Below are 22,004 nucleotides of genomic sequence, written 5' to 3'. Positions count from 1 at the left end.
CGTGAGCGCACTCGTCACGATCGCGGCCGAGACGGGCCGGAACGCGACCGTCCTCAACGGCGCCCTGCTGGTCGCCATGCCGGTCGCGCTGCTCGGCGGACTTGTCTCCTTCTTCTCGCCCTGCGTGCTGCCCCTCGTCCCCGGCTATCTGTCGTACGTCACGGGCGTCGCCGGCACCGATCTGGCGGAGGCCCGGCGGGGCCGGATGGCGGTCGGCGCCTCGCTCTTCGTCCTCGGCTTCACCGCCGTGTTCGTGTCCGGCGGGGCCCTGTTCGGCTACTTCGGCCAGACCCTCCAGGAACAGTCCGGCATCCTCAGCAAGGTCCTCGGGGTGCTGATGATCGCCATGGGCGTGTTCTTCATGGGCATGATGCCCTGGTTCACCCAGCGCGAGTTCCGCTTCCACAAGCGGCCGGTGGCCGGACTGGCCGGGGCGCCGGTGTTGGGCGCACTGTTCGGGATCGGCTGGACACCGTGCATCGGCCCGACCCTGTCGGCCGTCACCACCCTGTCCTTCAACCAGGCGAGTGCCGGCCGGGGCGCCATACTGACCGTTGCCTACTGCCTGGGCCTCGGTGTCCCCTTCGTGCTCACCGCGATCGCCTTCCGCAAGGCCCTCGGTGCCTTCGGCTGGGTCAAGCGCCACTATGTCTGGGTCATGCGCATCGGCGGCACGATGATGATCGTGACCGGTGTGCTGCTGCTGACCGGGGCCTGGGACAGCCTCGTGCAGGAGATGCAGGGCTGGTCCAACGGCTTCACTGTGGGGATCTGATCAATGAGCAAGACCGAATCCGAGAACACCGAGCAGGACCTCGGCGCGGCGGGCTCCCAGCTCTCCACCGCCCCCGCCGAACCGCCGATCGCCCCCGGGCTCGGCGTGATCGGCTGGGCCCGCTGGTTCTGGCGGCAGCTCACCTCGATGCGGGTCGCGCTGCTGCTGCTCCTGCTGCTGTCGCTGGGCGCGATCCCCGGCTCGCTGATCCCGCAGTCCGGCGCCGACATCAACAAGGTCGCCGACTTCCAGAAGTCCCACAAGACGCTGGCGCCGATCTACGACAAGCTCGGCCTGTTCCACGTCTACAGCTCGGTGTGGTTCTCGGCGATCTACATCCTGCTCTTCGTCTCGCTCGTCGGCTGCATCATCCCGCGCGCCTGGCAGTTCGTGGGCCAGCTGCGCGGCCGTCCGCCGGGCGCCCCGAAGCGGCTCGACCGGCTTCCCGCGTACACGACCTGGCGGACCACGGCCGACCCTGAGGAGGTCCGCGAGGCGGCGCTGACGCTGCTGAGGAAGCGGCACTTCCGCGCGCACCACGCCGGGGACGCGGTCGCCGCCGAGAAGGGCTACGTCCGCGAGTTCGGCAACCTGGTCTTCCACATCGCGCTGATCGTGCTGCTGATCGCCTTCGCCTCCGGCCAGATGTACAAGTCGGACGGCACCAAACTGGTCGTCGAGGGCGACGGGTTCGCCAACTCGATTCTCCAGTACGACGACTTCAAGTCCGGCTCCATGTTCAGCACCGACGACCTGGTGCCGTTCAGCTTCGACCTGAAGAACTTCCACGCCACCTACCAGACCAGCGGCCCCAGCAGGGGCACGCCGGTCACCTTCGCCGCGGACATCGACTACAGCAAGGGGGCCTACGGCAAGCCGAAGCGGACCACCATCAAGGTGAACGAGCCGCTGGAGATCGACGACGCCAAGGTCTACCTGGTCAGCCACGGCTACGCGCCCGTCATCACGGTCCGCGACGCCACCGGCACGATCGTCTACCAGGACGCCGTGCCGCTGCTCCCGCTCGACAGCAACGTCACCTCCCAGGGCGTGGTGAAGGTGATGGACGGCTACAAGAACGCCCAGGGCGTCAGTGAACAGCTCGGCATCTCGCTGTTCTTCCTGCCGACGTACAGCGGCGGCGCCTCGGTGCTCTCCAGCTTCCCGGCGCTGGAGAACCCGGTGCTGAACCTGACGCCGTACCACGGCGACCTGGGGGTCGACTCGGGGATCCCGCAGAGCGTGTACCAGCTCGACAAGACCCACATGAAGGAGTTCAAGGACTCCAAGGGAGCGCAGTTCCGGGACAACCTCAGGCCCGGTCAGACCATGCAGCTGCCGAACGGCGCCGGGTCCGTGACGTTCGAGAAGGGCGTCAGGGAATGGGCCGGCTTCGAGATCGTCCAGGAGCCCGGCAGCGGCTGGGCGCTGGGCGGCGCGCTCGCCGCGATCTTCGGCCTGGCCGCCTCGCTGTTCATCCAGCGCCGCCGCGTCTGGGTGCGCGCGGTGCAGGGTGCCGACGGCGTCACGGTGGTCGAGATGGCCGGGCTGGGCCGCAGCGAGTCCGCGAAGGTGCCCGAGGAACTGGGCGACCTCGCCGGAATCCTCTACGACCAGGCGCCCGGCGCCCCCGACCCCGCCGACACCACTGACGACGATCCCGCAGAATCCCCCGACCCCGAAGTCGTACCTGCCGAAGGGGCTGAGAAGCGATGACTTCCGCCGCCGCAACCGCGCTCGACGCAACCACCCTCGCCGCGACCAACGAGCATCTGGCGAGCATGAGCAACACGCTCATCTACTCCTCGATGGCCGTGTACACGCTGGCGTTCTTCGCCTACATCTTCGAGTGGCTGCTCGGCAGCCGCAGCCGGGTGGCGCGCACCGCCAACGCGCTCACCACGAACACCGCGGCGAAGAAGGCGCCCGCCGTCACGGTCAAGAAGGCCGGCGGCACCGCCGTACTGGAGCGTCCGCAGGTCGTGGTCCGCTCCGCGGCGGGCTCGCGGGACGTGCCGGACGGCCCCGGCGCGCACGGCGGCGACGAGCAGGGCGACCTCTACGGCCGGATCGCGATCTCGCTCACGGTCCTCGCCTTCCTGGTGGAGCTGGCGGGCGTGGTCGCCCGCGCGGCCTCCGTGCAGCGGGCGCCGTGGGGCAACATGTACGAGTTCAACATCACGTTCTCCACGGTCGCGGTCGCCGTCTACCTGACCCTGCTGGCCCTGAAGAAGAACGTCCGCTGGCTCGGCCTCTTCCTGATCACCACGGTCCTGCTGGACCTCGGCCTCGCGGTCACCGTCCTCTACACGGCGAGCGAGCCGCTGGTCCCGGCCCTGCACTCGTACTGGCTGTACATCCACGTCTCGACGGCGATCTTCTGTGGCGCCGTCTTCTACGTCGGCGCGATGGCGACCATCCTCTACCTCTTCAAGGACGCCTACGAGAGCAAGCTGGAGAACGGCGGCAAGCCCGGCAGCTTCGCCACCTCGGTCCTGGAGCGCCTGCCCGCCTCGGCGTCCCTCGACAAGTTCGCCTACCGCGTCAACGCGGCGGTCTTCCCGCTGTGGACCTTCACGATCATCGCGGGCGCGATCTGGGCGGGCAGCGCCTGGGGCCGCTACTGGAACTGGGACCCCAAGGAGACGTGGTCCTTCATCACCTGGGTCGCCTACGCCTGCTACCTGCACGCCCGCGCCACCGCCGGCTGGAAGGGCCGCAAGGCCGCCTACCTGGCGATGATCGCCTTCGGCTGCTGGCTCTTCAACTACTACGGCGTCAACATCTTCGTCACCGGCAAGCACTCCTACGCGGGCGTCTGAACCCGCGAGGGGCGACACTGGTGCCATGGCCGGTTCCATCGAACAGGGCACCCGTCAGACCCACGGAAGTACGCACATCCTGCACTTCCTGGTACGACTGCCGAAGCCGACGGACCAGGTCTGGCCGAGCCTCTCCACCCCGGAGGGCCTGGCCGCCTGGTTCACCCCCGTCGACGTCCTGCAACCGCGGCTGGACGGCACGGTCACCCTCGGTGACCTGGGCACGGGCACGGTGACCGCCTGGGACGTCGACCGCGTCGCCGAGTACACGGTGGAGGGCGGCGGCCGCCTCCGCTTCCACCTGGAACGCGACGGCGACTCCGGCACCGCCCTGCGCTTCACCCACGAGTTCGAGGGCGTGGGCGAGACAGAGCCGGCGTGGCGGGCCAGATTCGAGCGTCTGATCGACTCCCTGAGTTCTTGAGGGGCCTTTCGCCCCACCCACCCGCACCCGCTCACGACGGCGGCAGACACTCCCCACTGGGCGGCTTCCCCTCCGGCCACGCAATGGTCACGAACCTGGACCCACCCTCGGCCCGCAGCTCCACGATCGGCACCGCCTTGTCGTACGGGTTCCCGTGCGCGTCCAGGCAGATCCACCCGCTCGCCCCGGCCACCCGCAGCGACCCCTTCACCTGCGGCCACTGCAACCCCACGTCGGCCAGCGCCGGCACGGACCGCCCCGCCGGCACCGCCTCGCGGATCCCGTGCACCGCGAGCCGCATCGCGTCGTAGGCGATGATCAGCTGGCCGTCCTCCAGGGCCACCGACCCGATCGGGCCGGCCGGCGCCTTCCGCGCACCTGCCAGCAGCCCGGTCAGCGTGGCCATGTCGGCCGCCGAACCCCCCGTCCTCGGGCTGCCTCTGCCCCACGCGTCGGGATGGGCGAGGGCGGTGTAGCGGACGGAGAGGTTGTGCCGCAGCGCGCTGCGGTCCAGCTTCGCCTCACTGGTCAGGTACGACCCCTCGTCGCCGGTCAGCACCGTGAACCTCCGGTCCTGGCAGCCCCGCCCGCCCAGCGCGTTGATGAACTGCCGCAACTGGGTGTGCCGGCCGGCGAAGAGGATCGTGTCGGTCGACCGCGAGGTGTCGCAGACCAGGTTGGTGATCTGCCGGAAGGTGTTCGCGGTCGTCCCCTCCTGGCTGCGGTCGGCCGGCGGTGTGAACGGCTGCGGCTCGTACGGCGAGCCCTTGATCAGCGCGGCGAACGAGGTCTGCAGCGTCCGCGTGTACGGGTCGCCCGGCTTGTCGTAGACGAGCAGGGCCCGGCCCGCGCTCACCTTCGCGAAGGAGGCGAGGGCGCGGGCCTCGTCGGTGTTGGTGGGGGAGACCCGGGCCAGACCGGGGTAGGGGTCCTTGCCGTCCTGCCCGTTGGCGAGGTCGTCCGCCGTGATCGACGACCCCACCACCGGAATGCCCAGCCGGGTCAGCTCCTTGACGGCCTTCTTGTTGTCGTCCGTGCTCTGCCCGACCCCGGCGACCGCCCGCAGCCGGTCCGGAGCACCGGTCATGCCCGCCAGCTGGGTGACCATCCGCTGCCAGTACTGGCTGGTCGCCCCGGGGTTGGCCAGCACCAGCCGGATCGCCGGGGACTCGCCGTTGGAGTCGTGGTTGGCCTGGTACTGGGCCAGGTAGGCGCCCTGGAGCTCGTGCTGGATGTCGGCGAGGCTGGCCGTCGCCGTCGCGCTGTACGGCAGCATCACCGCGACCGTCACGTAACTCCCGGTCTTGAGGCGGGCGTTCTCCCGGGCGATCGCCCGGACGGTGTCCCGCAGCTGCGGATGCCCGAAGTCGTACGCGGCCGTCGCCACACCCACGCACTCCGCGCTGCCCTCGGGCCGGGCCACCCCCGGCGCGCAGGACCGGTCGTCATGGACGGCCGCCCGCACCCCGACGACCAGGCCGGCGATCACCACGGCCGTCACCAGCAGGGCGACGTACCGGCGCAGCGGAATCTCCCAGACGCCCTCACGCACCCACGTGCCCACACCCCGCCCCGCCATCACGCCACCCCGCTCCGCTGGTCGTCACCCTCGTCGTCGTCCGGGTCCGCCGACGGGCGCCCCGCGAGCACGGCAGGCCAGGCCCGGGAGGCCTGCCACAGCAGCGCGTTGTCGGCCGGCCGCAGATTGGACAGCTGCTCCAGCTCGAAGCGCAGCCGGTCGCCCACCCTGGGGTCGGGCAGCACCAGCGGGTCGGAGAGATGCCACATCGCGTGCAGCAGGCGCCGCACCCGCAGATGCAGGACGGCGTCCACCCCCTCCGGCACCCGCTGGTCCGCGTCCGTGCGGCCCAGCGCCACCGCCGCCCGCAGGTCGCCGTGGCCGGCGAAGTCGTGGCCTTCGGCGTCGTGGGCGTGGAAGTACGGCGCCGTGCCGAGGAACCGCAGTCTGCGCAGCCAGACCGGGGTGTCCAGGACCGGGAAGGCGTCGCGGAGATGGGCCACCGCGGGGTCGGCCAGGCCCAGCGCCAGCTGGCGGTAGAGCCGGAAGCCGGCCTGGTCCTCCGCCGCGTAGAAGTCGATCAGGGTCTCCTGGGCGGTGCGCCAGCCGCTGTGGTCGGCGTCCCGCAGGTGCAGCCGGAGCAGCAGCAGGGTCCGGGTGAAGCGGTCGCCGACGAACTGCCCGTACCGGTTCGGCATGCCCTCCTGGGCCAGGCGGCCCTGCAGGGCCCGTACACCGGCCGGCCCGAAGTCGTCCGGGAGCAGTGCGGCGGCCAGCGCGCACGCCGAGCCGTAGTCGTGGGCGGCGGCCAGCACGGTCAGTTCGTCGAGACGGTCGCGCGGCACCAGCCGGTCGAGGAGCTGGAGGTAGGCGGGGGCGGCCGGGCCCTCGTCGGTCAGCCGTACGTCGGCGGTGAGCAGGTCGGCCGGGGAGTCCGCCCGCTCCGGGTTCTGCGCCGCGGACTCGGCGAGCAGGGCGACGCCCAGCGGGTTGCCGCCGGTCAGCCGGTGGACGGCGGCCGGGAGCCGGGGCGCGGCCGGGGCGCCGACCAGGTGCAGGGTGTCGTCGGGGGACAGCGGGGGCAGCGCGACCAGCAGGGCCCGTGAGGACGGGACGGCCGGGTCCGGTGTCCACTCGGTGTGCCGGGCGACCGCGGCCAGCTCCCGCCGCACCCCGCCGCGCAGCAGCTCCCGGCCGTCACCGCGCAGTCCGGCGACGAAGGCCACCTGGTCGGCGATGCCCTCGGCGCGGTCCCTGAGCACCGCCTCCACCAGGCCGGGCCCCGGTCCGGTCTGCAGGTCGTCGAGCAGCACCAACGGCCGGCCGAGCCGCTGCATCCGCGGCAGCACACCCGCGTACGCCTCGGTCAGGTCGGAGAGCAGGGCCCGCACCAGGTACCGCTCGGCGTGCTCGCGGGAGGTGCCGCCCGCCCGGAAGTGCCCGGAGAGCAGGATCAGCCCGCGCTGCGCGTGCCCGCCCGCGTTGGGGTAGGTCCGGTACCAGACCGACGCCTTCTGGTGGCGGCGGCTGGTGAAGCCCTCGGCGACCGACTCCAGGGTGGCCTCGATGGCCCCGGAGACCAGCGGGCCGGTGCCGGTCGCGGCGGCGACCACCTTCGCCGCCACCTTCCCGGCCCACCGCCCGGCGAACCCGCTGATCCACGAGCCGTTCTCGTTCAGCAGCAGGATCCGCTCCACCTCGCGCCGGATCCGCTCCGAGTCCGCGTCGCCCCAGCCGCCGGCGGCCACCGCGACCAGCCCCGACATCAGCCGCGGGAACGTGATCCGGCCGGCGCCGGTCACCGGTTCGGCGAGCTGCTCGGCGACGACCAGCAGCGCCTGCGCGACCGGTGACCAGGACTCGGCGGGCCGCTCGGGCGGCGGCGCGGCGAACTGCTCCTCCTCGCAGTCGACGAGCGCGACCGGGGTGTGACCCTTGTACGCATCCCGCAACTCGCCGAGCACCGCGCTCTTGCCGAGCCCCCGAGCTCCGGTCAGCACGACGAACGGCAGCTCCCCGGAGTGTTCGAGAGGAAGGGCACGATGCTGGTACGGCCGTAGGCCGACGATTCTGGGCACGAGCCCGGCCGGCTCGACGTCGAACAGCGCTCCACGCCCGTGCAACCCTCTGTGCAAGGCAGTCCCCCCTTGACCCAAGTGTAGGAAGAGGGAGTTGCTTCAGGCCAGATCGCGTGATGACTGTTGGGTCACGAATACTGACGCTCTGAGATCAGCCGACGGTGATGGCGTCCAGCTTCTCCCGCAGGTACACGTGCGAGTCGACCGGCGGGTAGGCGACCCGGCCGACCGGCGCCGGAACCGACTCGACGGTGGTGCCCGGGGTGCACTCGCCGAAGTAGACCAGGGACATCAGCTCCTCGGCGGGCGCGTCCGTGGGCGGCGGCAGCACCCGGTGCCGGCCGGAACGCCACCGGTCGCCGGTCCAACGGGCCATCAGGTCACCGATGTTGATGGTGAACGCGGCCGGGTCGAACGGCGCGTCCTCCCAGCCGCCCGCGTCGGTGTACACCTGGAGGCCGCCCTTGCCGGCCTGCCGGTCCAGGATGGTCACCGTGCCGAAGTCGGTGTGCGGCCCGATCCGGAACTGCCCCGGCTCGGGTTCGCCGACGACGTCCGTCCCCGGATACCAGTTGATGTTGAAGCCGTACGTCGGATGGTCCATGTGCCGGGAGAAGAAGTCCCGTTCGACGCCGAGGGCGTACCCCAGCAGCTCCAACAGCTCCTTCTCCAGCGCGGCCATCCTGGCCAGGTACTCCTCGCAGAGGGGGCGCAGCTCCGGCACCTCGGCCGGCCACACGTTGGGCGCGTACCACTCCGCGTCGACCACCGGGTCGTCGAACGGCTCGTGGGTCGCGAAGGTCAGCGACTCCTTCAGGTCCGGCGGGGTCTCGGTGCCCTCCGCGTAGCCGTTGGCCTCGGCACCGGGCCCGAGCCAGCCGCGGCCGCCGACCTTCGCCTCGTACGCCGCCTTCACCGGGGACGGCAGCGCGAAGAACCGGCGCGCGGCCGCCCGGACCCCGCTGCGCAGCTCCGGGGCGACCCCGTGCCCGGTGACGAGCAGGAATCCGGCGGTCTGCAGGGCGCTGTCGACGGTCCGGGCGATCTCCCGCCGCTCGTCCTTGCCGCCGTCGAGCCAGGGGCGCAGGTCGACGGTGGGGATACGGGGGCTGCTCATGTCATTCACCGATGTCCTCGTTCCACAGGGCCGGGTTGCTGCTGATGAAGTCCCGCATCATCGCCACGCACTCCGCGTCGTCCAGCAGGACGATCTCCACGCCGTGCTCGGCGAGCCAGTCGTGGCCGCCGTGGAAGGTGGCCGCCTCGCCGATCACGACCCGGGAGATGCCGAACTGCCGGACCAGGCCGGAGCAGTACCAGCACGGCGACAGGGTCGTCACCATGGTGGTGCCCCGGTACGTCCGCTGCCGGCCCGCCGCGCGGAACGCGGCCGTCTCCGCGTGCATGGCGGGATCGCCGTCCTGTACGCGCCGGTTGTGGCCGCGGCCGAGCAGCACGCCGTCGGCGCCGTAGAGCGCGGCGCCGATCGGGATGCCTCCCTCGGCGAGCCCGGCGCGGGCCTCGGCGACGGCGGTGGCGAGCAGGGCCCGCGCTTGCGACTGGTCCATGGCTCCACTCTCCTGTGGCCGAAACACGAGGGCAACGTGCGGAAAGTACCCTCCGGGCAACCCCCGGCCGGACGAAATGTCAGCGGCCGCGCCCGTCCCCTGGAGGTCGCCGTGCCCGCACTCACCCTCCGCGAAGTCCTCGCCCTCGACCCGGTGCGGGCGGCCCGCCCCGAACTGCTCGCCGGCGAGGCCGCCCTGGACCGCCCCGTCCGCTGGGTCCACTCCAGCGAGGTGTACGAGGGCGCCAACTTCCTCGACGGCGGTGAACTGCTCCTCACCAACGGCTTCGGGCTGACCGACGCCGGCGACGAGGTCCGCCGACGGTACGTGCGCGAGCTGGCGGCGCGCGGTGCGGCCGGGCTCGCGGTGGAGGTGGGGCGCGCCCTGCCCAGCATGCCGCCCGAGGTGACCGACGAGGCCGGCCGGTTCGGCCTGCCGCTGCTCGCCCTGCACCGGGTGGTGCCCTTCGTGCGGATCGCCGAGGCCGCCAACCGGGCGATCGTGGCCCGGGGCCTGGCCGGCCGCCGTGCGGTCGTCCGGCCCTGGGGCGACGACCACGCGGCGGCGCTCCTCGCGGACCTGGCCGACGGACAGGCCCTCAACCAGCCCGAGGTGGAGGCGCGGGCCGCCCTCGCCGGGTTCCACCCCGGCCCCGGCGCCCGGCTGCTCGGCGTCTCGCTGCACGGCAGCCGGGGCGTGGGCGCGGTGGACCGGGCGGTACGGGCGCTGGGCGGGGCCGGGGTGCTGCGGGCCGCCTTCCCGGGGGACGCCCTCGCGCTGCTCGCGGTGCCGGCCGCGGTGCCCGGCGATCCCGTGCGGGCCGTGCAGGCGGCGTTCCGGGGCGCCGCCGAGCCGGGCGCCACGGTCGCCGTCGGCCACGCGGTCGGCCCCGGCGGCTGGCTGCACTGGAGCGAGACGCTGCGAGCGGCCCGGACCACGCTGGAACTCGCGCTCACCGTGCCGCCGGCCGAACCCGGCGCGGCCGAGGGCCCGCTGGTGACCTCCGCCCGCGCCCTGGCCCTGGAGCGCGAGCTGACCCGGGGCGGTGTCGCCGCCAACCGCGACCGCCTCGCCGCGCTCGTCCAGCACACCCTCGGGCCGCTGCTCGCCTGGGAGGCGGCTCACCCCAGCGACCTGGTCCGCACCCTGGAGGTGCACCTGCGGCACGGCTGCTCCCCGACCCGCACCGCCGCCCTGCTGCACATCGGCCGCCAGTCCCTCTACCAGCGGCTGGAGCGCATCGAGTCCCTCCTCGACCTGGAGATCGACGATCCGGACCTGCTGGGCGAACTCCTGACGGCGGCCTGCGCGCACCGGGTGGTGCGGGGGACCGGGGCGGCTCGGGCCCGGGGGCTGCGGCCGGTGGCGTAGCCGGCGGGCCGCCGCCTCGCCCGGACGGCCCGCACCTGGTCGGCAGCGGGTGCGCGGACCGCGGGCCGCCCGCAGGCTGGGAGCGTGGGCGACGGGACCAGCGATGAGCCGATGATCGTGACGATGGTGTCGGTACCGGACGGGGGCACGACGACGATCTCCCTGCCGGAGGCGCGCCGGCGGCTCACCACGGACCCGTTCCTGCTCCTCGGTGTCGAACTGCCCGAGGAGGAGGGCCCGGCGGAGGGCCTGGCGGAGGTACCGGTGGTCCGGCGGCTCGGGCTGGACGACGAGGACCTGGAGTGGTTCGGCCGGCCGGACGCGTCCGCACGCGCGGAGTTCCTGGGCGACACCGCCGCCTTCGCGGTGCCGGTGGTCCACCAGGGCCGGGTCGCCCATGTGCACGCCCTGGCCTCCGAGCGCTTCCTGGTGATCACCCACTGGGGGCGCCGGGCCGGGCTGGCACGGGCCGTCACCGCCCAGGTGCGGCGGGAACGCCCGCACGACACCGTGGCCACGCTGTTCCTGCTGCTCCAGGAGGCCCTCACGACGTTCCGGCGGGCCGCGGTGGACGCCCTGCTCCAGGTGGAGGAACTGGAGGACGACATGTTCCAGAGGCGGCGCCCCGAGCAGGTCCACCGGCTGTCCCAGCTGCGCCGCCACTCCGCCGTCCTGCACCACGCGCTGCTGCCCTACCTCCAGGGGGTCGACGAGGTGATCACCCGCAGGATGATGAGCAGCGACTTCCCGGCGGAGCGGCAGCGGCTGGCCCAGGAGTTCCAGCGGGCGGCGCGGCTGGTCCTGGCGGACATCGAGTCCCTCCAGGAGGCGACGCGGCGGGCCTTCGCCAGTTACGGCTCCCTGGTCGCGGGCGAACAGAACGGTGTGATCAACCGGCTGACGATCGTGTCGGTGATCTTCCTGCCGCTGTCGTTCCTCACCGGGTTCTTCGGCATGAACTTCGAGTTCCTGACGAACCGGCTGGAGACCAGGGACGAGTTCTGGCTGCTCGCGGTCGGGCTCCAGCTGGTCGCCGTGGTGGGCTCGCTGTTCCTGCTGCACCGGAGCCGGATCTGGCGGCGGTTGCGGGACGAAGAGTGACAGCGCGCCCCTGACGGGGCGCTCCAGCGAGGGTGCTGTCCGGCGAGGGTGTTTTCAGCGGGTGCGCTTGCGCAGGGCCGCGTAGAGGAGGGCGCTCACCGTGAAGCCGATCACGGGGGTGATGTCGCCGAAGGACGGCCAGTGCTCGGGGACGTAGCCGACGTAGTCCTCCTGGTTGGAGAAGAGGGGGACGGAGACCGCCACGCCGATCAGGAGGGCGGCGAGGCCGGGCCAGTTGGTGAAGGAGCGGTCGGTGAGGCGGGCGGCGAGCTCCTCGTCCGTGGCGGTACGGCCCTGGAGCCACCGCTCCACCAGCACGACCCCCAGCCAGGGTGCCACCCAGTACGCGATGACCAGCAGGAACGCCTCGTAGGCCGCGCCCGCGTCGTCCAGCGAGGCCCAGGCCGCCGCCGTGCCGGCGATGCCCGACACCACGACCAGGGCGCTGCGGCTCAGCCAGGTGGGGAGCTTCAGCCCGAAGGAGGCGATGGAGATGGCGCCGGAGTACACGTTGAGGGCGTTCGCGGAGATCCCGCCGAGCATGATGGCGAGCAGCACGAGGTCGCCGAGCCAGCCGGGGAGGTGGCCGGTGAAGGCGGCCGTCGGGGTGGCGTTCTTCGGGGCGACGATCGTCGCCGAGGCCGCGCCGATGACCGCGACGATCGAGACCGACACGAAGAGGCCGACGGCCGGCCACAGCACGGTCCGCACCTTGTTCGCGGTGCGCGGCAGGTAACGGGAGTAGTCGGTGGCGTACGGGTTCCAGCCGGCCGCGTAGCCCCAGGCCGCGCTGAACGCGAGCAGGAAGCCGCCGACGCCGCCGCCCGAGCCGCCCCCGCCGAGGTCCGCGTCCTTGAAGGTCCACACGCCGGCCAGCAGGAAGATCACCGCGAGCGCCGGGAACGCGTACTTCTCGAAGGTGTGCACGAAGTTGTGGCCGATGAAGCCGATCAGGATCTCGGCGACCACGACGAGCAGGAGGGAGGGCAGCGGGCGCAGTCCGGTCAGGGTGTTCAGGGCGAAGGCGGCGCTCACGCTGTTCACCGCGAACCAGCCGACGCCCGCCAGCAGGCCGTTGGCGGCGGAGGGCAGGATGTTGCCGAGGAAGCCGAAGGAGAAGCGGCCGATCACCATCTGCGGGACGCCGAACCGGGGGCCGTCCAGCGACAGCACGCCCTGGGTGACCGCGCCGATCGCGGTGCCCAGCAGGATCGCGGCGGTCGCGGTCCAGAAGTCCAGGCCGAAGAAGAGGACCGCGATCACGCCGATGTAGACGGTCGCGAACTCGATGTTGGGAGATGCCCAGGTCCACAGCAACTGGAGCGGGCTGCCGTGGCGTTCGGCGTCGGGGATCGGTTCCGAGCCCGCCGCCTCCACGGCGATGACCCGGTCGCCGTACTCGGGCGCGATACTGGTGGTGGAACCGGCGGGAGCAGTCGTCATACGAGGTAAGTGTCGGGATCGCTCCCGGTGCGGCCCAGGGGCGCACTGTCCGCTTCGGGCGGCTCACCGGCGTACAACCTGCACGCAGGCGAGGCTTCCGGAGGCGAAGAGCCTCCGGAAGCCTCGTGAGTATCCCGCGGTCGGGTCCGGGTCAGCGGTTGACGCAGGTGTTGCCGATCGCCGGGTTCAGCAGACCGGGCACGTTGATGGTGTTGCCGCACACGTTGATCGGGATGTTGATCGGGACCTGGACGACGTTGCCCGACAGCACACCCGGGCTGCCGAACGCGGCACCGTGGGCCTCGGCGCCGTTGCCGGCGAACGCGGCGGTGGTGCCGGTGAGGGCGAGGGTGGCGGCGAGTGCGCCGGTGACGGCGAGGGAACGAATGCGCATGACGGCCTCCGAGGTGTCGGGATGTCAGAACGCGTTCATCACAACCGGCCGCCACCGGGTCCGCATGTGCTGCTGGGCCGATCGGCGCAACCGGTCCCGCGCCGGGGTGATCCCGGGCCGGCACGCGCCCTACGCGGCGAGGCGGTCCGCCAGTTCCTTCGCCTTGCCGGCCGCGTCCCGGAGGGCGCGGTCGCGGGAGGCCTCGTAGAGCGGCACGAGTTCGGCCATCGCCGGGTTCTGCGGGGCCATGGTCAGCTCCGGCACGATGAAGTCGACGTCCAGGCCGAGACCGTCGGACAGCAGCGCGGTCAGGTAGTTCTGGACGTACTCGAACGACTCGCGCGGGGTGCCCGGCGCGTAGGAGCCGCCGCGGCTGGCCACCACCGTGACCGGCGTGCCCTTGGCGGACGGGTTCTCGCCCATCGTGCGGTTGAACAGGACCACGTCGTCCAGCCACGCCTTGAGCGTCGACGGGATCGTGAAGTTGTACATCGGGGCGCCTCAGTCGGGCAGCCGGTCCAGGATCCAGCCGCCGATTTCCTCGGTCATGGCCGCGTGCGCCCCGTTGGCGGAGGAGAGCAGGAAGTCGTCGGCCTCCGAGTCCTCCGGCGGGAGTTCGCCGATGTCGGCGTAGAGGTCGGACTGCTGGTCGAGGTCGCGGATGGCGACGGCGCTGACGGAGGGCACGAAGCACACGCGGCGGTGGGCGGCCTCGGTGTGCTCACCGGCGGCGGCCAGCGCGTCGGCGAGCAGGCCGAAGGATTCGAGCGTGCCGCCCGGTGCCCCGTCCAGCTCGGGAAAGCCGTCGGTGGTGATCGTGCGGGGGGCGCCGAGGACGCCGCCCACTGCGGCCACCTCGGCCTTCTGGCCCTGCGCCTGGGCGAGGAAACGGGTGCCGTCGAAGAGGGGGCCGGCGCAGCTGAGGATCTTCGCCCCGGCGCGGACGCCGTTGCCGGTCCCGTCGCCGCGGCCGCTGGAGACGGCGAGGACCCGCGGGATGCGGGGCCAGTCGCCGACGTCGTGGAGCCGCTGCCTGAACGCGGTCCGCAGCGGGCTCTCCTGCGGGGTGCCGCCGGCGCTGTCCAGGTGGCGCCAGAGGAGTTGCCGGGCGGCGGGGCTGCTGATCTGCCGCAGGAGAGTGTCGTCGTAGGGGGCGACATGGTGGGCGAGGGCCTGGAGGCCGATCGGCAGCCAGGCGCCCCGGTGCGGGCTGTCGAACGAGAGGTAGACGCCGGCCCGGTGGTCGAGACGCCGGGTCTCCATCCAGGCCATCGCGTACCGGGCGACCATGCCGCCGGTGCCGAACCCGCCGACGAGCAGCCGGGCGCCGCCCAGTTGCTCGGCGGTGGTCCGCAGGACCGCGGCGGTCATCGTCTCGGCGTTCCGCAGGACGGACGCGCCGCGGTCGGCGAACCCCACGAGCACCAGCGTGCGTCCACAGCGCCGCAGTTCGCTGACGAACGGGAACGGGCCGTTCTCCAGGTCGTGCCAGAGCCGGTCGAAGTCGGTCGGCCCGAGGCCGAACCCGTCGGCCAGGACGACCGGCCGGACCATGCCCCTGGGGCCCGCCCCGTAGTACAACCGGGCTCTGCCGCCGGGAAGTTCCCACTCCTCGTCGGCGGCGGGCGCCGGCGCGGCGGCCCGGGTGCCCGCCGCGGTCACGAGCCGGAACGACCCGGCGGCCCGCCTCGCCTTCTCGACCTTGCTGTCGGCCACAGACATCCCTCTCCACGCTGCCGGCAACGGTTCAGGGAGGATCTTCGGCGAGCGAACCGGGCATCACGCACTTTCGCCACGTTTTCACCAATGCGTGTTAAATGGTGCGATTTGCGGGTCAGGGGGGACCGGAGGAGGCTTGAAGGGCAGATGAGGGGCCAACTTGGCGGGCGGGGGCGGGATTCGGCGGTACGTTCGGGACGCCCGTCGTGGACGCCGATGCGGCGGAGGGTCGGACGTTCCGGCAGTCGGTTAAGTCGGTTCAGTAGGTTCAGTCGGTGCGTGGATCGTCCGGCTTCAGGGACTTCAGGAACTCCGGGTTGTCGTCCGGCGCGACCCACCGTTCGCGTGGCTGCCGGGTCCGGCCGGCGATCAGCCAGGCGAGCGGGCCGACCAGGACCTCGCCGAAGAGCAGGATGACGAACACCCACGCCAGCTTCGGCAGGGCGCGGACCTCGTCCTCGGGGGTGTTCAGGCAGTCCACGAAGGCGTAGATCCACAGCGCGAGGACCAGCAAGTACGGCAGATACCTGAGCATGGCGGCCAGAGTAGCGGGTGACCGGGACCGCGGATCGGCACCCGGGCATCATGGTTCTCCTGCGACGGGAGGGGAAGCGGTGGGGATGCGCGGGTGGTCTCGCCGGAGGCGGGTGGCGGCCGGGCTGGCCGGGGCGGGGCTGCTGGCCGGGGCCGGTCTCGCCGTCGGTGAGCTGGACTCGCCGGTGTTCGGTCTGGCGCAGGGGCCGTTCGCCCAGGACCCCGCGTGTGCGCGGCTCGCCGACCGCTACCCCGGCCGGCTCGCGGGCGCCACGCGGGACAGGGTGACCTTCGAGGGGCTCGCGGTGTGGGGGCACGGAGCCGTGGAGCTGCGCTGCGGCGTGAATCCGCCGGCCCCGACCACGGACGCGTGCGTCAGCGTGGACGGCGTGGACTGGGTGTGGCGCGAGACGGCCGGGGACGGCCGCAAGAAGCTGGTCACCTACGGCCGCAGCCCCGCCGTGGAGATCTCGATCGCCGGCTCCGTGTCCGGCCCGGACGCGGTCCTGGTGGACCTGAGCCGCCTGGTGGCACCGATCCCGGAAGGGGACAGGTGCCTCGCCGGCGGCGGGAGCTGACGAGCCCCGCTACTCCGTCAGCAGCGGGCGGACGACGGTGCGGACCTCGGCCTCCGTCATGGGGCTCACGTACTTCGCGGCGATCTTGCCGTCCCGGTCGATGAAGAGGGTGTACGGCAGCGCCTGCGGCATGTACCCCCGGGGCAGCCGGACGAGCTTGCGGCTGCCGGCGTCGTGCAGGCTCGGGTACACCAGGTGGTGCTCGTCCTGGAACGCCCGCCCCTTGTCCTGCCGGGCGTCCGTGTCCACCCCGAACACCTGGACCCCCCGCGCCGCCAGCGCCTGCTGCGCCCTGGACAGTTCGGGCGCCTCGGCCCGGCAGGGCCCGCACCAGGACGCCCAGACGTTCAGCACGACGACCTTGCCCCGGTAGTCGGCGAGGCTGACCCGCTTGCCGTCCAGGCTGCTGCCGGCGAGGTCGGGTGCCGTCTGCCGGTCGGCGGCCGCCACCCGGGTCAGCGGGGAGACGGCCGAGACCCCCTCCCGGGCGGGCGCACAGGCCGCGGCGAGCAGGAGCAGCGGGACGAGCAGCGGTAACCGGCGATGTCTGGTCATGGCCGACGAGTATGCAGGGGGCGGTGACCGGCCCCCGACCCCGGGTGGCCGATACTGGGACACATGGCTTACGACGATCTTCGCTCCCTGCTCCGGGCACTGGAACGCGAGGGTGACCTCAAGCGTGTCAAGGCCGAGGTCGACCCGTACCTGGAGGTCGGGGAGATCGTCGACCGGGTGCAGAAGTCCGGCGGACCCGCCCTGCTCTTCGAGAACGTGAAGGGGTCGGACATGCCCCTCGCGATGAACGTGTTCGGCACCGACCGGCGCCTGCTGAAGGCCCTGGGCCTGAAGTCGTACGGCGAGATCTCCGAGAAGATCGGCGGGCTGCTCCGCCCCGAACTGCCGCACGGCTTCGTCGGCGTGCGCGAGGCGTTCGGGAAGCTCGGCGCGATGGCGCACGTACCGCCGAAGAAGGTGAAGTCCGACAGCGCGCCCGTGCAGGAGGTCGTCCTGCGGGGTGAGGAGGTGGACCTGGACCGGCTCCCGGCCCTCTTCACCTGGCCGCAGGACGGCGGCTCCTTCTTCAACCTGGGGCTCACCCACACCAAGGACCCCGAGACCGGCATCCGCAACCTCGGGCTGTACCGCCTGCAGCGCCACGACCGGCGCACCATCGGCATGCACTGGCAGATCCACAAGGACAGCCGCAACCACTACCAGGTGGCCGCCCGGCGCGGCGAACGCCTCCCGGTCGCGATCGCCTTCGGCTGCCCCCCGGCCGTGACCTACGCCTCCACGGCCCCGCTCCCCGGCGACATCGACGAGTACCTGTTCGCCGGGTTCGTCGCGGGCAAGCGGATCGAGATGGTCGACTGCAAGACGGTCCCGCTCCAGGTGCCGGCGAACGCCGAGGTCGTCCTCGAAGGCTGGCTGGAGCCGGGCGAGATGCGGCCCGAGGGTCCCTTCGGCGACCACACCGGCTTCTACACCCCCCAGGAGCCGTTCCCGGCCCTGACCATCGACTGCGTGACGATGCGCAGGCGGCCGCTGCTCCAGTCGATCGTCGTCGGCCGCCCCCCGACGGAGGACGGCCCGCTGGGCCGCGCCACGGAGCGCTTCTTCCTCCCCCTCCTGAAGATCATCGTCCCGGACATCGTGGACTACCACCTCCCCGAGGCCGGGGGCTTCCACAACTGCGCGATCGTCTCGATCGACAAGCGGTACCCGAAGCACGCGCAGAAGGTCATGCACGCGATCTGGGGGGCGCACATGATGTCCCTCACCAAGCTGATCGTGGTCGTCGACTCCGACTGCGACGTCCACGACCTGCACGAGGTCGCCTGGCGGGCCCTCGGCAACACCGACTACGCCCGTGACCTCACGGTCGTCGAAGGCCCCGTCGACCACCTCGACCACGCCTCCTACCAGCAGTTCTGGGGCGGCAAGGCGGGCATCGACGCGACGAAGAAGTGGCCCGAGGAGGGCTACACCCGCGACGGGGGCTGGCCGGACATGGTCCTGTCGGACCCGGACACGGCGGCCCTCGTGGACCGCCGCTGGAAGGAGTACGGCCTGTGAGCTCCGCCTCCGCAGCCCTCCCGCAGCCAGGACGGACGAAGGCCTTCCTGCGCCTGGTGATGATCGAGCACTCGGTCTTCGCGCTGCCCTTCGCGTACATCGCCGCGCTGACCGCGATGTTCGAGCTGGACCGGAACGTCCACTGGGGGCGGCTGCTCCTGGTGACGATCTGCATGGTCGGCCTGCGCACCTTCGCCATGGCCGTCAACCGGATCATCGACCGCGAGATCGACGCCCGCAACCCGCGCACCGCCCACCGCGAGCTGGTCACCGGCGCGATGAGCGTGAAGCACGCCTGGACGGGCGCGCTGATCGCGGTCGCGGTCTTCCTCGGCTCGGCGGCGCTGCTCAACCCGCTCTGCCTGGCCCTGGCCCCCGTGGCCGTGATCCCGATGGTGGTCTACCCCTACGGCAAGCGGTTCACCAACTTCCCCCAGGCCATCCTGGGGCTCGCCCAGGCCATGGGCCCGATCGGCGGCTGGCTGGCGATCACCGGCGAGTGGTCCTGGGACGCGGTGATCCTCGGTCTCGCCGTCGGCGTCTGGATCGGCGGCTTCGACCTGATCTACGCCTGCCAGGACGTGGAGACCGACCGCGAGATCGGCGTCATGTCGGTCCCGGCCCGCTTCGGCATCCCGGCGGCCATCCGGGGCGCCCGGGTGTGCCACGCGGTGACGACGGCGCTGTTCGTCTGGTACGCGGTCGCCACCGACGCCGGCGCGTTCTTCTGGCTGGGTCTGGTGATCGTCGCGGGCGCGTTCGCCTACGAGCACACCATCGTCCGTCCGCACGACCTGTCCCGCCTGAACAGGGCCTTCTTCAGCGTCAACGGGTTCATCGGGATCGCCCTGTTCGTGTGCGCGCTGCTCGATCTCCTGGTGCGCGGGCTCACCGTCTGACCACGGTGCGGCCGCACGGGGCGCCCGGTCGCTCTCCTGAAGCCCGGCCCCACGGCTGCCTCGGCCCCCACCCGGCCTGAACCTCGGTCGGCGCGCCGGTACGCTCAAGGTGTGAACGCAGGAGAAACGCAGCGCGTGCCTTGGATCGTGGGGGTGTCCGGGGCGTCCGGAACGCCGTATGCCGCTGCGGTGCTGCGTGCCCTGCTGGAGGCGGGGGAGAGCGTCGACCTGGTGGTCAGCCGGGCCTCGCGGCTCACCCTGCTGGACGAGACCGGGATCTCCTTCCGGGACGCGCACTGGCGGGACGACCTGGGGGAATGGCTGGCCCGGGGTGCCGACGGCAAGCCGGACACCTTCACGGCCGACCTGACCCGGGTGCGGTACTGGAGCGCCGGGGACCTCGCCGCCGGGCCGTCCTCCGGGTCGTACCCGGTGAAGGGCATGCTGATCGTGCCGGCGTCGACCGCCGCCGTCGCCGGGGTCGCCCTGGGCCTCTCCAAGGACCTGCTCCAGCGGGCCGCCAGTGTCACGCTGAAGGAGCGCCGGCCGCTCGTCGTCGCCGTCCGCGAGACCCCGCTGAACGGCCAGACCCTGCGCCACCTGGTGACCCTGGACGACCTGGGAGCGGTCGTCGTACCCACCTCACCCGCCTTCTACGCGGGCGCGACCCACATCCAGGACCTGGTCGACTTCGTCGCCGGCCGGGTGCTGGACGCGGCCGGTGTGGGGCACCGGCTCTACCGCCGCTGGGAAGGGGATCTCGGCGGCGCGAGCGCGCACCACGCGCACCGGTGACGCGCACCCTCAGCACGACTGCACCACCATCTCTCATCTACTTCAGGAATCTTCAGCGGAAGGCTTCGATCGCATGGACGCCGTGGACAGGCAGCTCATCCAGGCCCTGAGGGAGAACGGCCGGGCCTCCTACGCTGAGCTGGGCCGTCTCGTCGGGCTGTCGGGACCCAGCGTCACCGACCGCATCAACCGGCTGGAGGCGGCGGGAGTCATCACCGGCTACCGCGCCACCGTCGACGCGGCCTCGCTCGGCCTCGGCGTCACCGCCCTGATCGGCATCTCGCTCTCCGACGCGGCCGACCACGAGGACGTGGCACAGCGGCTGCGGGACCTGCCGGAGATCGAGGACTGCTGGTTCATCGCCGGCGACGACTCCTTCATGCTCAAGGTGCGCTCCACCGACGTGGACGGGCTGGAGAAGACCATCCGGCGGCTCTCCGGGACGAAGGGCGTCTCCCGGACCCGGACCACGATCGTGCTGTCCACGAAGTGGGAGAACCGGGTCGGGGAGCTGCCCGAAGAGGTCTAGCCGTACGGTTGTCAGAGTCTTCCGGGGGAGTCTTCCGAGAAAGGTGTGGGAATGGACGTCGGGCTCAAGCGTGAGCTGGAGGAGAAGGTCAGGGCCGGTGAGCGGCTGACCCGCGAGGACGGCATCGCGCTGTACGAGTCGGACGACCTCGCGTGGCTGGGCGGCCTCGCCCACGAGGTGCGCACGCGCAAGAACGGTGACGTGGTCCATTTCAACGTCAACCGGCACCTCAACATGACGAACGTGTGCAGCGCGTCCTGCGCCTACTGCTCCTTCCAGCGCAAGCCGGGCGAGAAGGACGCGTACACGATGCGCATCGAGGAGGCGGTGAAGCTCGCGAAGGCGATGGAGAGCGAGAACCTCACCGAGCTGCACATCGTCAACGGCCTGCACCCGAACCTGCCGTGGCGCTACTACCCGCGCTCGCTGCGCGAACTGAAGGCGGCCCTGCCGGACGTCTCCCTGAAGGCGTTCACGGCGACGGAGATCCATCACTTCGAGACGATCTCCGGCCTGTCCGCTTCCGAGATCCTCGACGAGCTGATCGACGCGGGGCTGGAGTCCCTGACCGGCGGCGGCGCGGAGATCTTCGACTGGGAGGTCCGGCAGCACATCGTGGACCACCGCACCCACTGGGAGGACTGGTCCCGGATCCACCGCCTGGCGCACGAGAAGGGTCTGAAGACCCCGTGCACCATGCTCTACGGCCACATCGAGGAGCCGCGGCACCGGGTGGACCACGTCCTGCGGCTGCGCGAGCTCCAGGACGAGACCGGCGGCTTCCAGGTCTTCATCCCGCTGCGCTACCAGCACGACTTCGTGGACATGAAGGACGGCAAGGTACGCAACCGCCTCCAGGCCCGCACCCAGATGGCGACCGGCGCCGAGGCCCTGAAGACCTTCGCGGTCTCCCGCCTGCTCTTCGACAACGTCCCGCACGTCAAGGTCTTCTGGGTCATGCACGGCGTCCAGACGGCGCAGCTGGCGCTGCAGCACGGCGCCGACGACATGGACGGGTCGGTGGTCGAGTACAAGATCACCCACGACGCGGACAACTACGGCACGCCGAACAAGCTGACCCGCGAGGACCTCCTCGACCTCATCCGTGACGCGGGCTTCCGCCCGGTGGAGCGGAACACGCGCTACGAGATCATCCGCGAGTACGACGGTCCGGACCCGGCGCGCCGGGAGTCCCCGCAGCCGATGCGGGTCTGAGCACCGGGCCGAGGGTGCGTTTCCGGCTGCGGGTGCGTGGGGGCCGATCGCGCAGTTCCCCGCGCCCCTGTTTTTAGGCGGCGGTGCATGCCTCGACCGGTTCGCCGGTGCGCCGTTCGACCGACTCCATCACGTCGTGCCAGGCGCCGACCGTCCGGCGGCTC

General features: G+C 71.8%; 21 protein-coding genes and 1 pseudogene. 12 read left to right on the top strand and 10 right to left on the bottom strand.

What is annotated here, in order from left to right:
* Position 1 precedes the first annotated feature (1 nt).
* The 4 genes from AB0M11_RS22175 to AB0M11_RS22160 are packed head-to-tail and all read left to right on the top strand — an operon-like array spanning position 2 to position 4,021.
* On the top strand, positions 2-775 hold the full coding sequence (locus AB0M11_RS22175) for a cytochrome c biogenesis protein CcdA (RefSeq protein ID WP_365708009.1): 774 nt from the start codon (positions 2-4) through the stop codon (positions 773-775).
* Positions 776-778: 3 nt separating this feature from the next.
* On the top strand, positions 779-2,491 hold the full coding sequence (locus tag AB0M11_RS22170; RefSeq protein WP_365708007.1) for a cytochrome c biogenesis protein ResB: 1,713 nt from the start codon (positions 779-781) through the stop codon (positions 2,489-2,491).
* Positions 2,488-3,597: a c-type cytochrome biogenesis protein CcsB gene (gene ccsB, locus AB0M11_RS22165; protein WP_365708005.1), complete on the top strand. Its 1,110-nt coding sequence runs from the start codon at positions 2,488-2,490 to the stop codon at positions 3,595-3,597. Before AB0M11_RS22170 ends, ccsB begins: the two co-directional genes overlap by 4 nt.
* 25 nt (positions 3,598-3,622) lie before the next feature.
* Positions 3,623-4,021 (top strand): SRPBCC family protein, encoded by a 399-nt coding sequence (locus AB0M11_RS22160; protein WP_365708003.1) that lies wholly within the window; start codon positions 3,623-3,625, stop codon positions 4,019-4,021.
* A gap of 31 nt (positions 4,022-4,052) precedes the next feature.
* Here the strand turns inward: AB0M11_RS22160 and AB0M11_RS22155 are convergent, their stop codons facing one another.
* From AB0M11_RS22155 to AB0M11_RS22140, 4 genes are all read right to left on the bottom strand, one after another.
* A complete protein-coding gene (locus tag AB0M11_RS22155) occupies positions 4,053-5,600 on the bottom strand; it encodes a hypothetical protein (protein WP_365708001.1) in 1,548 nt (515 codons plus the stop codon).
* Positions 5,600-7,675 (bottom strand): hypothetical protein, encoded by a 2,076-nt coding sequence (locus AB0M11_RS22150; protein ID WP_365707999.1) that lies wholly within the window; start codon positions 7,673-7,675, stop codon positions 5,600-5,602. Before AB0M11_RS22150 ends, AB0M11_RS22155 begins: the two co-directional genes overlap by 1 nt.
* Positions 7,676-7,769: 94 nt before the next feature.
* On the bottom strand, positions 7,770-8,735 hold the full coding sequence (locus tag AB0M11_RS22145) for a 2-oxoglutarate and iron-dependent oxygenase domain-containing protein (RefSeq protein ID WP_365707997.1): 966 nt from the start codon (positions 8,733-8,735) through the stop codon (positions 7,770-7,772).
* Position 8,736: 1 nt separating this feature from the next.
* Positions 8,737-9,186, bottom strand: a complete 450-nt coding sequence (locus tag AB0M11_RS22140) for a nucleoside deaminase (protein ID WP_365707995.1) — start codon at positions 9,184-9,186, stop codon at positions 8,737-8,739.
* 111 nt (positions 9,187-9,297) lie between these two features.
* Here AB0M11_RS22140 and AB0M11_RS22135 point away from each other — a divergent pair, with 111 nt between their 5' ends.
* Together AB0M11_RS22135 and AB0M11_RS22130 are read left to right on the top strand one after the other, a co-directional pair.
* Positions 9,298-10,557, top strand: a complete 1,260-nt coding sequence (locus tag AB0M11_RS22135) for a PucR family transcriptional regulator (RefSeq protein WP_365707993.1) — start codon at positions 9,298-9,300, stop codon at positions 10,555-10,557.
* Between the two features lie 84 nt (positions 10,558-10,641).
* The gene (locus AB0M11_RS22130; RefSeq protein WP_365707991.1) at positions 10,642-11,658 is read left to right on the top strand and encodes a CorA family divalent cation transporter; all 1,017 of its coding nucleotides are present in this window, start codon (positions 10,642-10,644) and stop codon (positions 11,656-11,658) included.
* 54 nt (positions 11,659-11,712) lie between these two features.
* Here the strand turns inward: AB0M11_RS22130 and AB0M11_RS22125 are convergent, their stop codons facing one another.
* From AB0M11_RS22125 to AB0M11_RS22105, 5 genes and pseudogenes are all read right to left on the bottom strand, one after another.
* Positions 11,713-13,101 carry a cytosine permease gene (locus tag AB0M11_RS22125; protein ID WP_365707989.1) on the bottom strand — a complete coding sequence of 463 codons (1,389 nt, stop codon included), beginning with the start codon at positions 13,099-13,101 and terminating at the stop codon, positions 11,713-11,715.
* 151 nt (positions 13,102-13,252) lie between these two features.
* On the bottom strand, positions 13,253-13,495 hold the full coding sequence (locus AB0M11_RS22120; RefSeq protein WP_365707987.1) for a chaplin: 243 nt from the start codon (positions 13,493-13,495) through the stop codon (positions 13,253-13,255).
* 129 nt (positions 13,496-13,624) lie between these two features.
* Positions 13,625-13,996, bottom strand: a pseudogene (locus AB0M11_RS22115) (NAD(P)H-dependent oxidoreductase); the annotation flags it as partial.
* On the bottom strand, positions 13,997-15,217 hold the full coding sequence (locus AB0M11_RS22110) for a hypothetical protein (protein WP_365707985.1): 1,221 nt from the start codon (positions 15,215-15,217) through the stop codon (positions 13,997-13,999). It lies immediately after the preceding pseudogene.
* A 265-nt stretch (positions 15,218-15,482) separates the two neighbouring features.
* The gene (locus AB0M11_RS22105) at positions 15,483-15,749 is read right to left on the bottom strand and encodes a PLD nuclease N-terminal domain-containing protein (RefSeq protein ID WP_365707983.1); all 267 of its coding nucleotides are present in this window, start codon (positions 15,747-15,749) and stop codon (positions 15,483-15,485) included.
* Positions 15,750-15,834: 85 nt separating this feature from the next.
* Between AB0M11_RS22105 and AB0M11_RS22100 the strand changes: the two genes are divergently transcribed.
* On the top strand, positions 15,835-16,326 hold the full coding sequence (locus AB0M11_RS22100) for a DUF3515 family protein (protein ID WP_365707981.1): 492 nt from the start codon (positions 15,835-15,837) through the stop codon (positions 16,324-16,326).
* A 9-nt stretch (positions 16,327-16,335) separates the two neighbouring features.
* Here AB0M11_RS22100 and AB0M11_RS22095 read toward each other — a convergent pair whose 3' ends face one another.
* Entirely contained in the window at positions 16,336-16,881 is a 546-nt protein-coding gene (locus AB0M11_RS22095; RefSeq protein WP_365707979.1) for a TlpA disulfide reductase family protein, read from the bottom strand.
* 63 nt (positions 16,882-16,944) lie between these two features.
* On the opposite strand from AB0M11_RS22095, the gene AB0M11_RS22090 reads away from it, so the two are divergent.
* The 5 genes from AB0M11_RS22090 to mqnE all read left to right on the top strand — a co-directional run bounded on the left by AB0M11_RS22090 (position 16,945) and on the right by mqnE (position 21,840).
* On the top strand, positions 16,945-18,402 hold the full coding sequence (locus AB0M11_RS22090) for a menaquinone biosynthesis decarboxylase (RefSeq protein ID WP_365707977.1): 1,458 nt from the start codon (positions 16,945-16,947) through the stop codon (positions 18,400-18,402).
* Complete coding sequence (gene mqnP / locus AB0M11_RS22085; protein WP_365707975.1) at positions 18,399-19,301, top strand: menaquinone biosynthesis prenyltransferase MqnP; 903 nt, start codon at positions 18,399-18,401, stop codon at positions 19,299-19,301. Before AB0M11_RS22090 ends, mqnP begins: the two co-directional genes overlap by 4 nt.
* A 135-nt stretch (positions 19,302-19,436) precedes the next feature.
* Complete coding sequence (locus AB0M11_RS22080) at positions 19,437-20,096, top strand: UbiX family flavin prenyltransferase (protein WP_365707972.1); 660 nt, start codon at positions 19,437-19,439, stop codon at positions 20,094-20,096.
* Positions 20,097-20,169: 73 nt separating this feature from the next.
* A complete protein-coding gene (locus AB0M11_RS22075; protein WP_103812702.1) occupies positions 20,170-20,625 on the top strand; it encodes an Lrp/AsnC family transcriptional regulator in 456 nt (151 codons plus the stop codon).
* A 51-nt stretch (positions 20,626-20,676) separates the two neighbouring features.
* On the top strand, positions 20,677-21,840 hold the full coding sequence (gene mqnE, locus AB0M11_RS22070; RefSeq protein ID WP_365707970.1) for an aminofutalosine synthase MqnE: 1,164 nt from the start codon (positions 20,677-20,679) through the stop codon (positions 21,838-21,840).
* Positions 21,841-22,004: the final 164 nt, after the last annotated feature.

Source organism: Streptomyces sp. NPDC051987, assembly GCF_040680735.1.
GTDB lineage: Bacteria > Actinomycetota > Actinomycetes > Streptomycetales > Streptomycetaceae > Streptomyces.
This window is presented reverse-complemented; position numbering and strand designations above follow the sequence as displayed.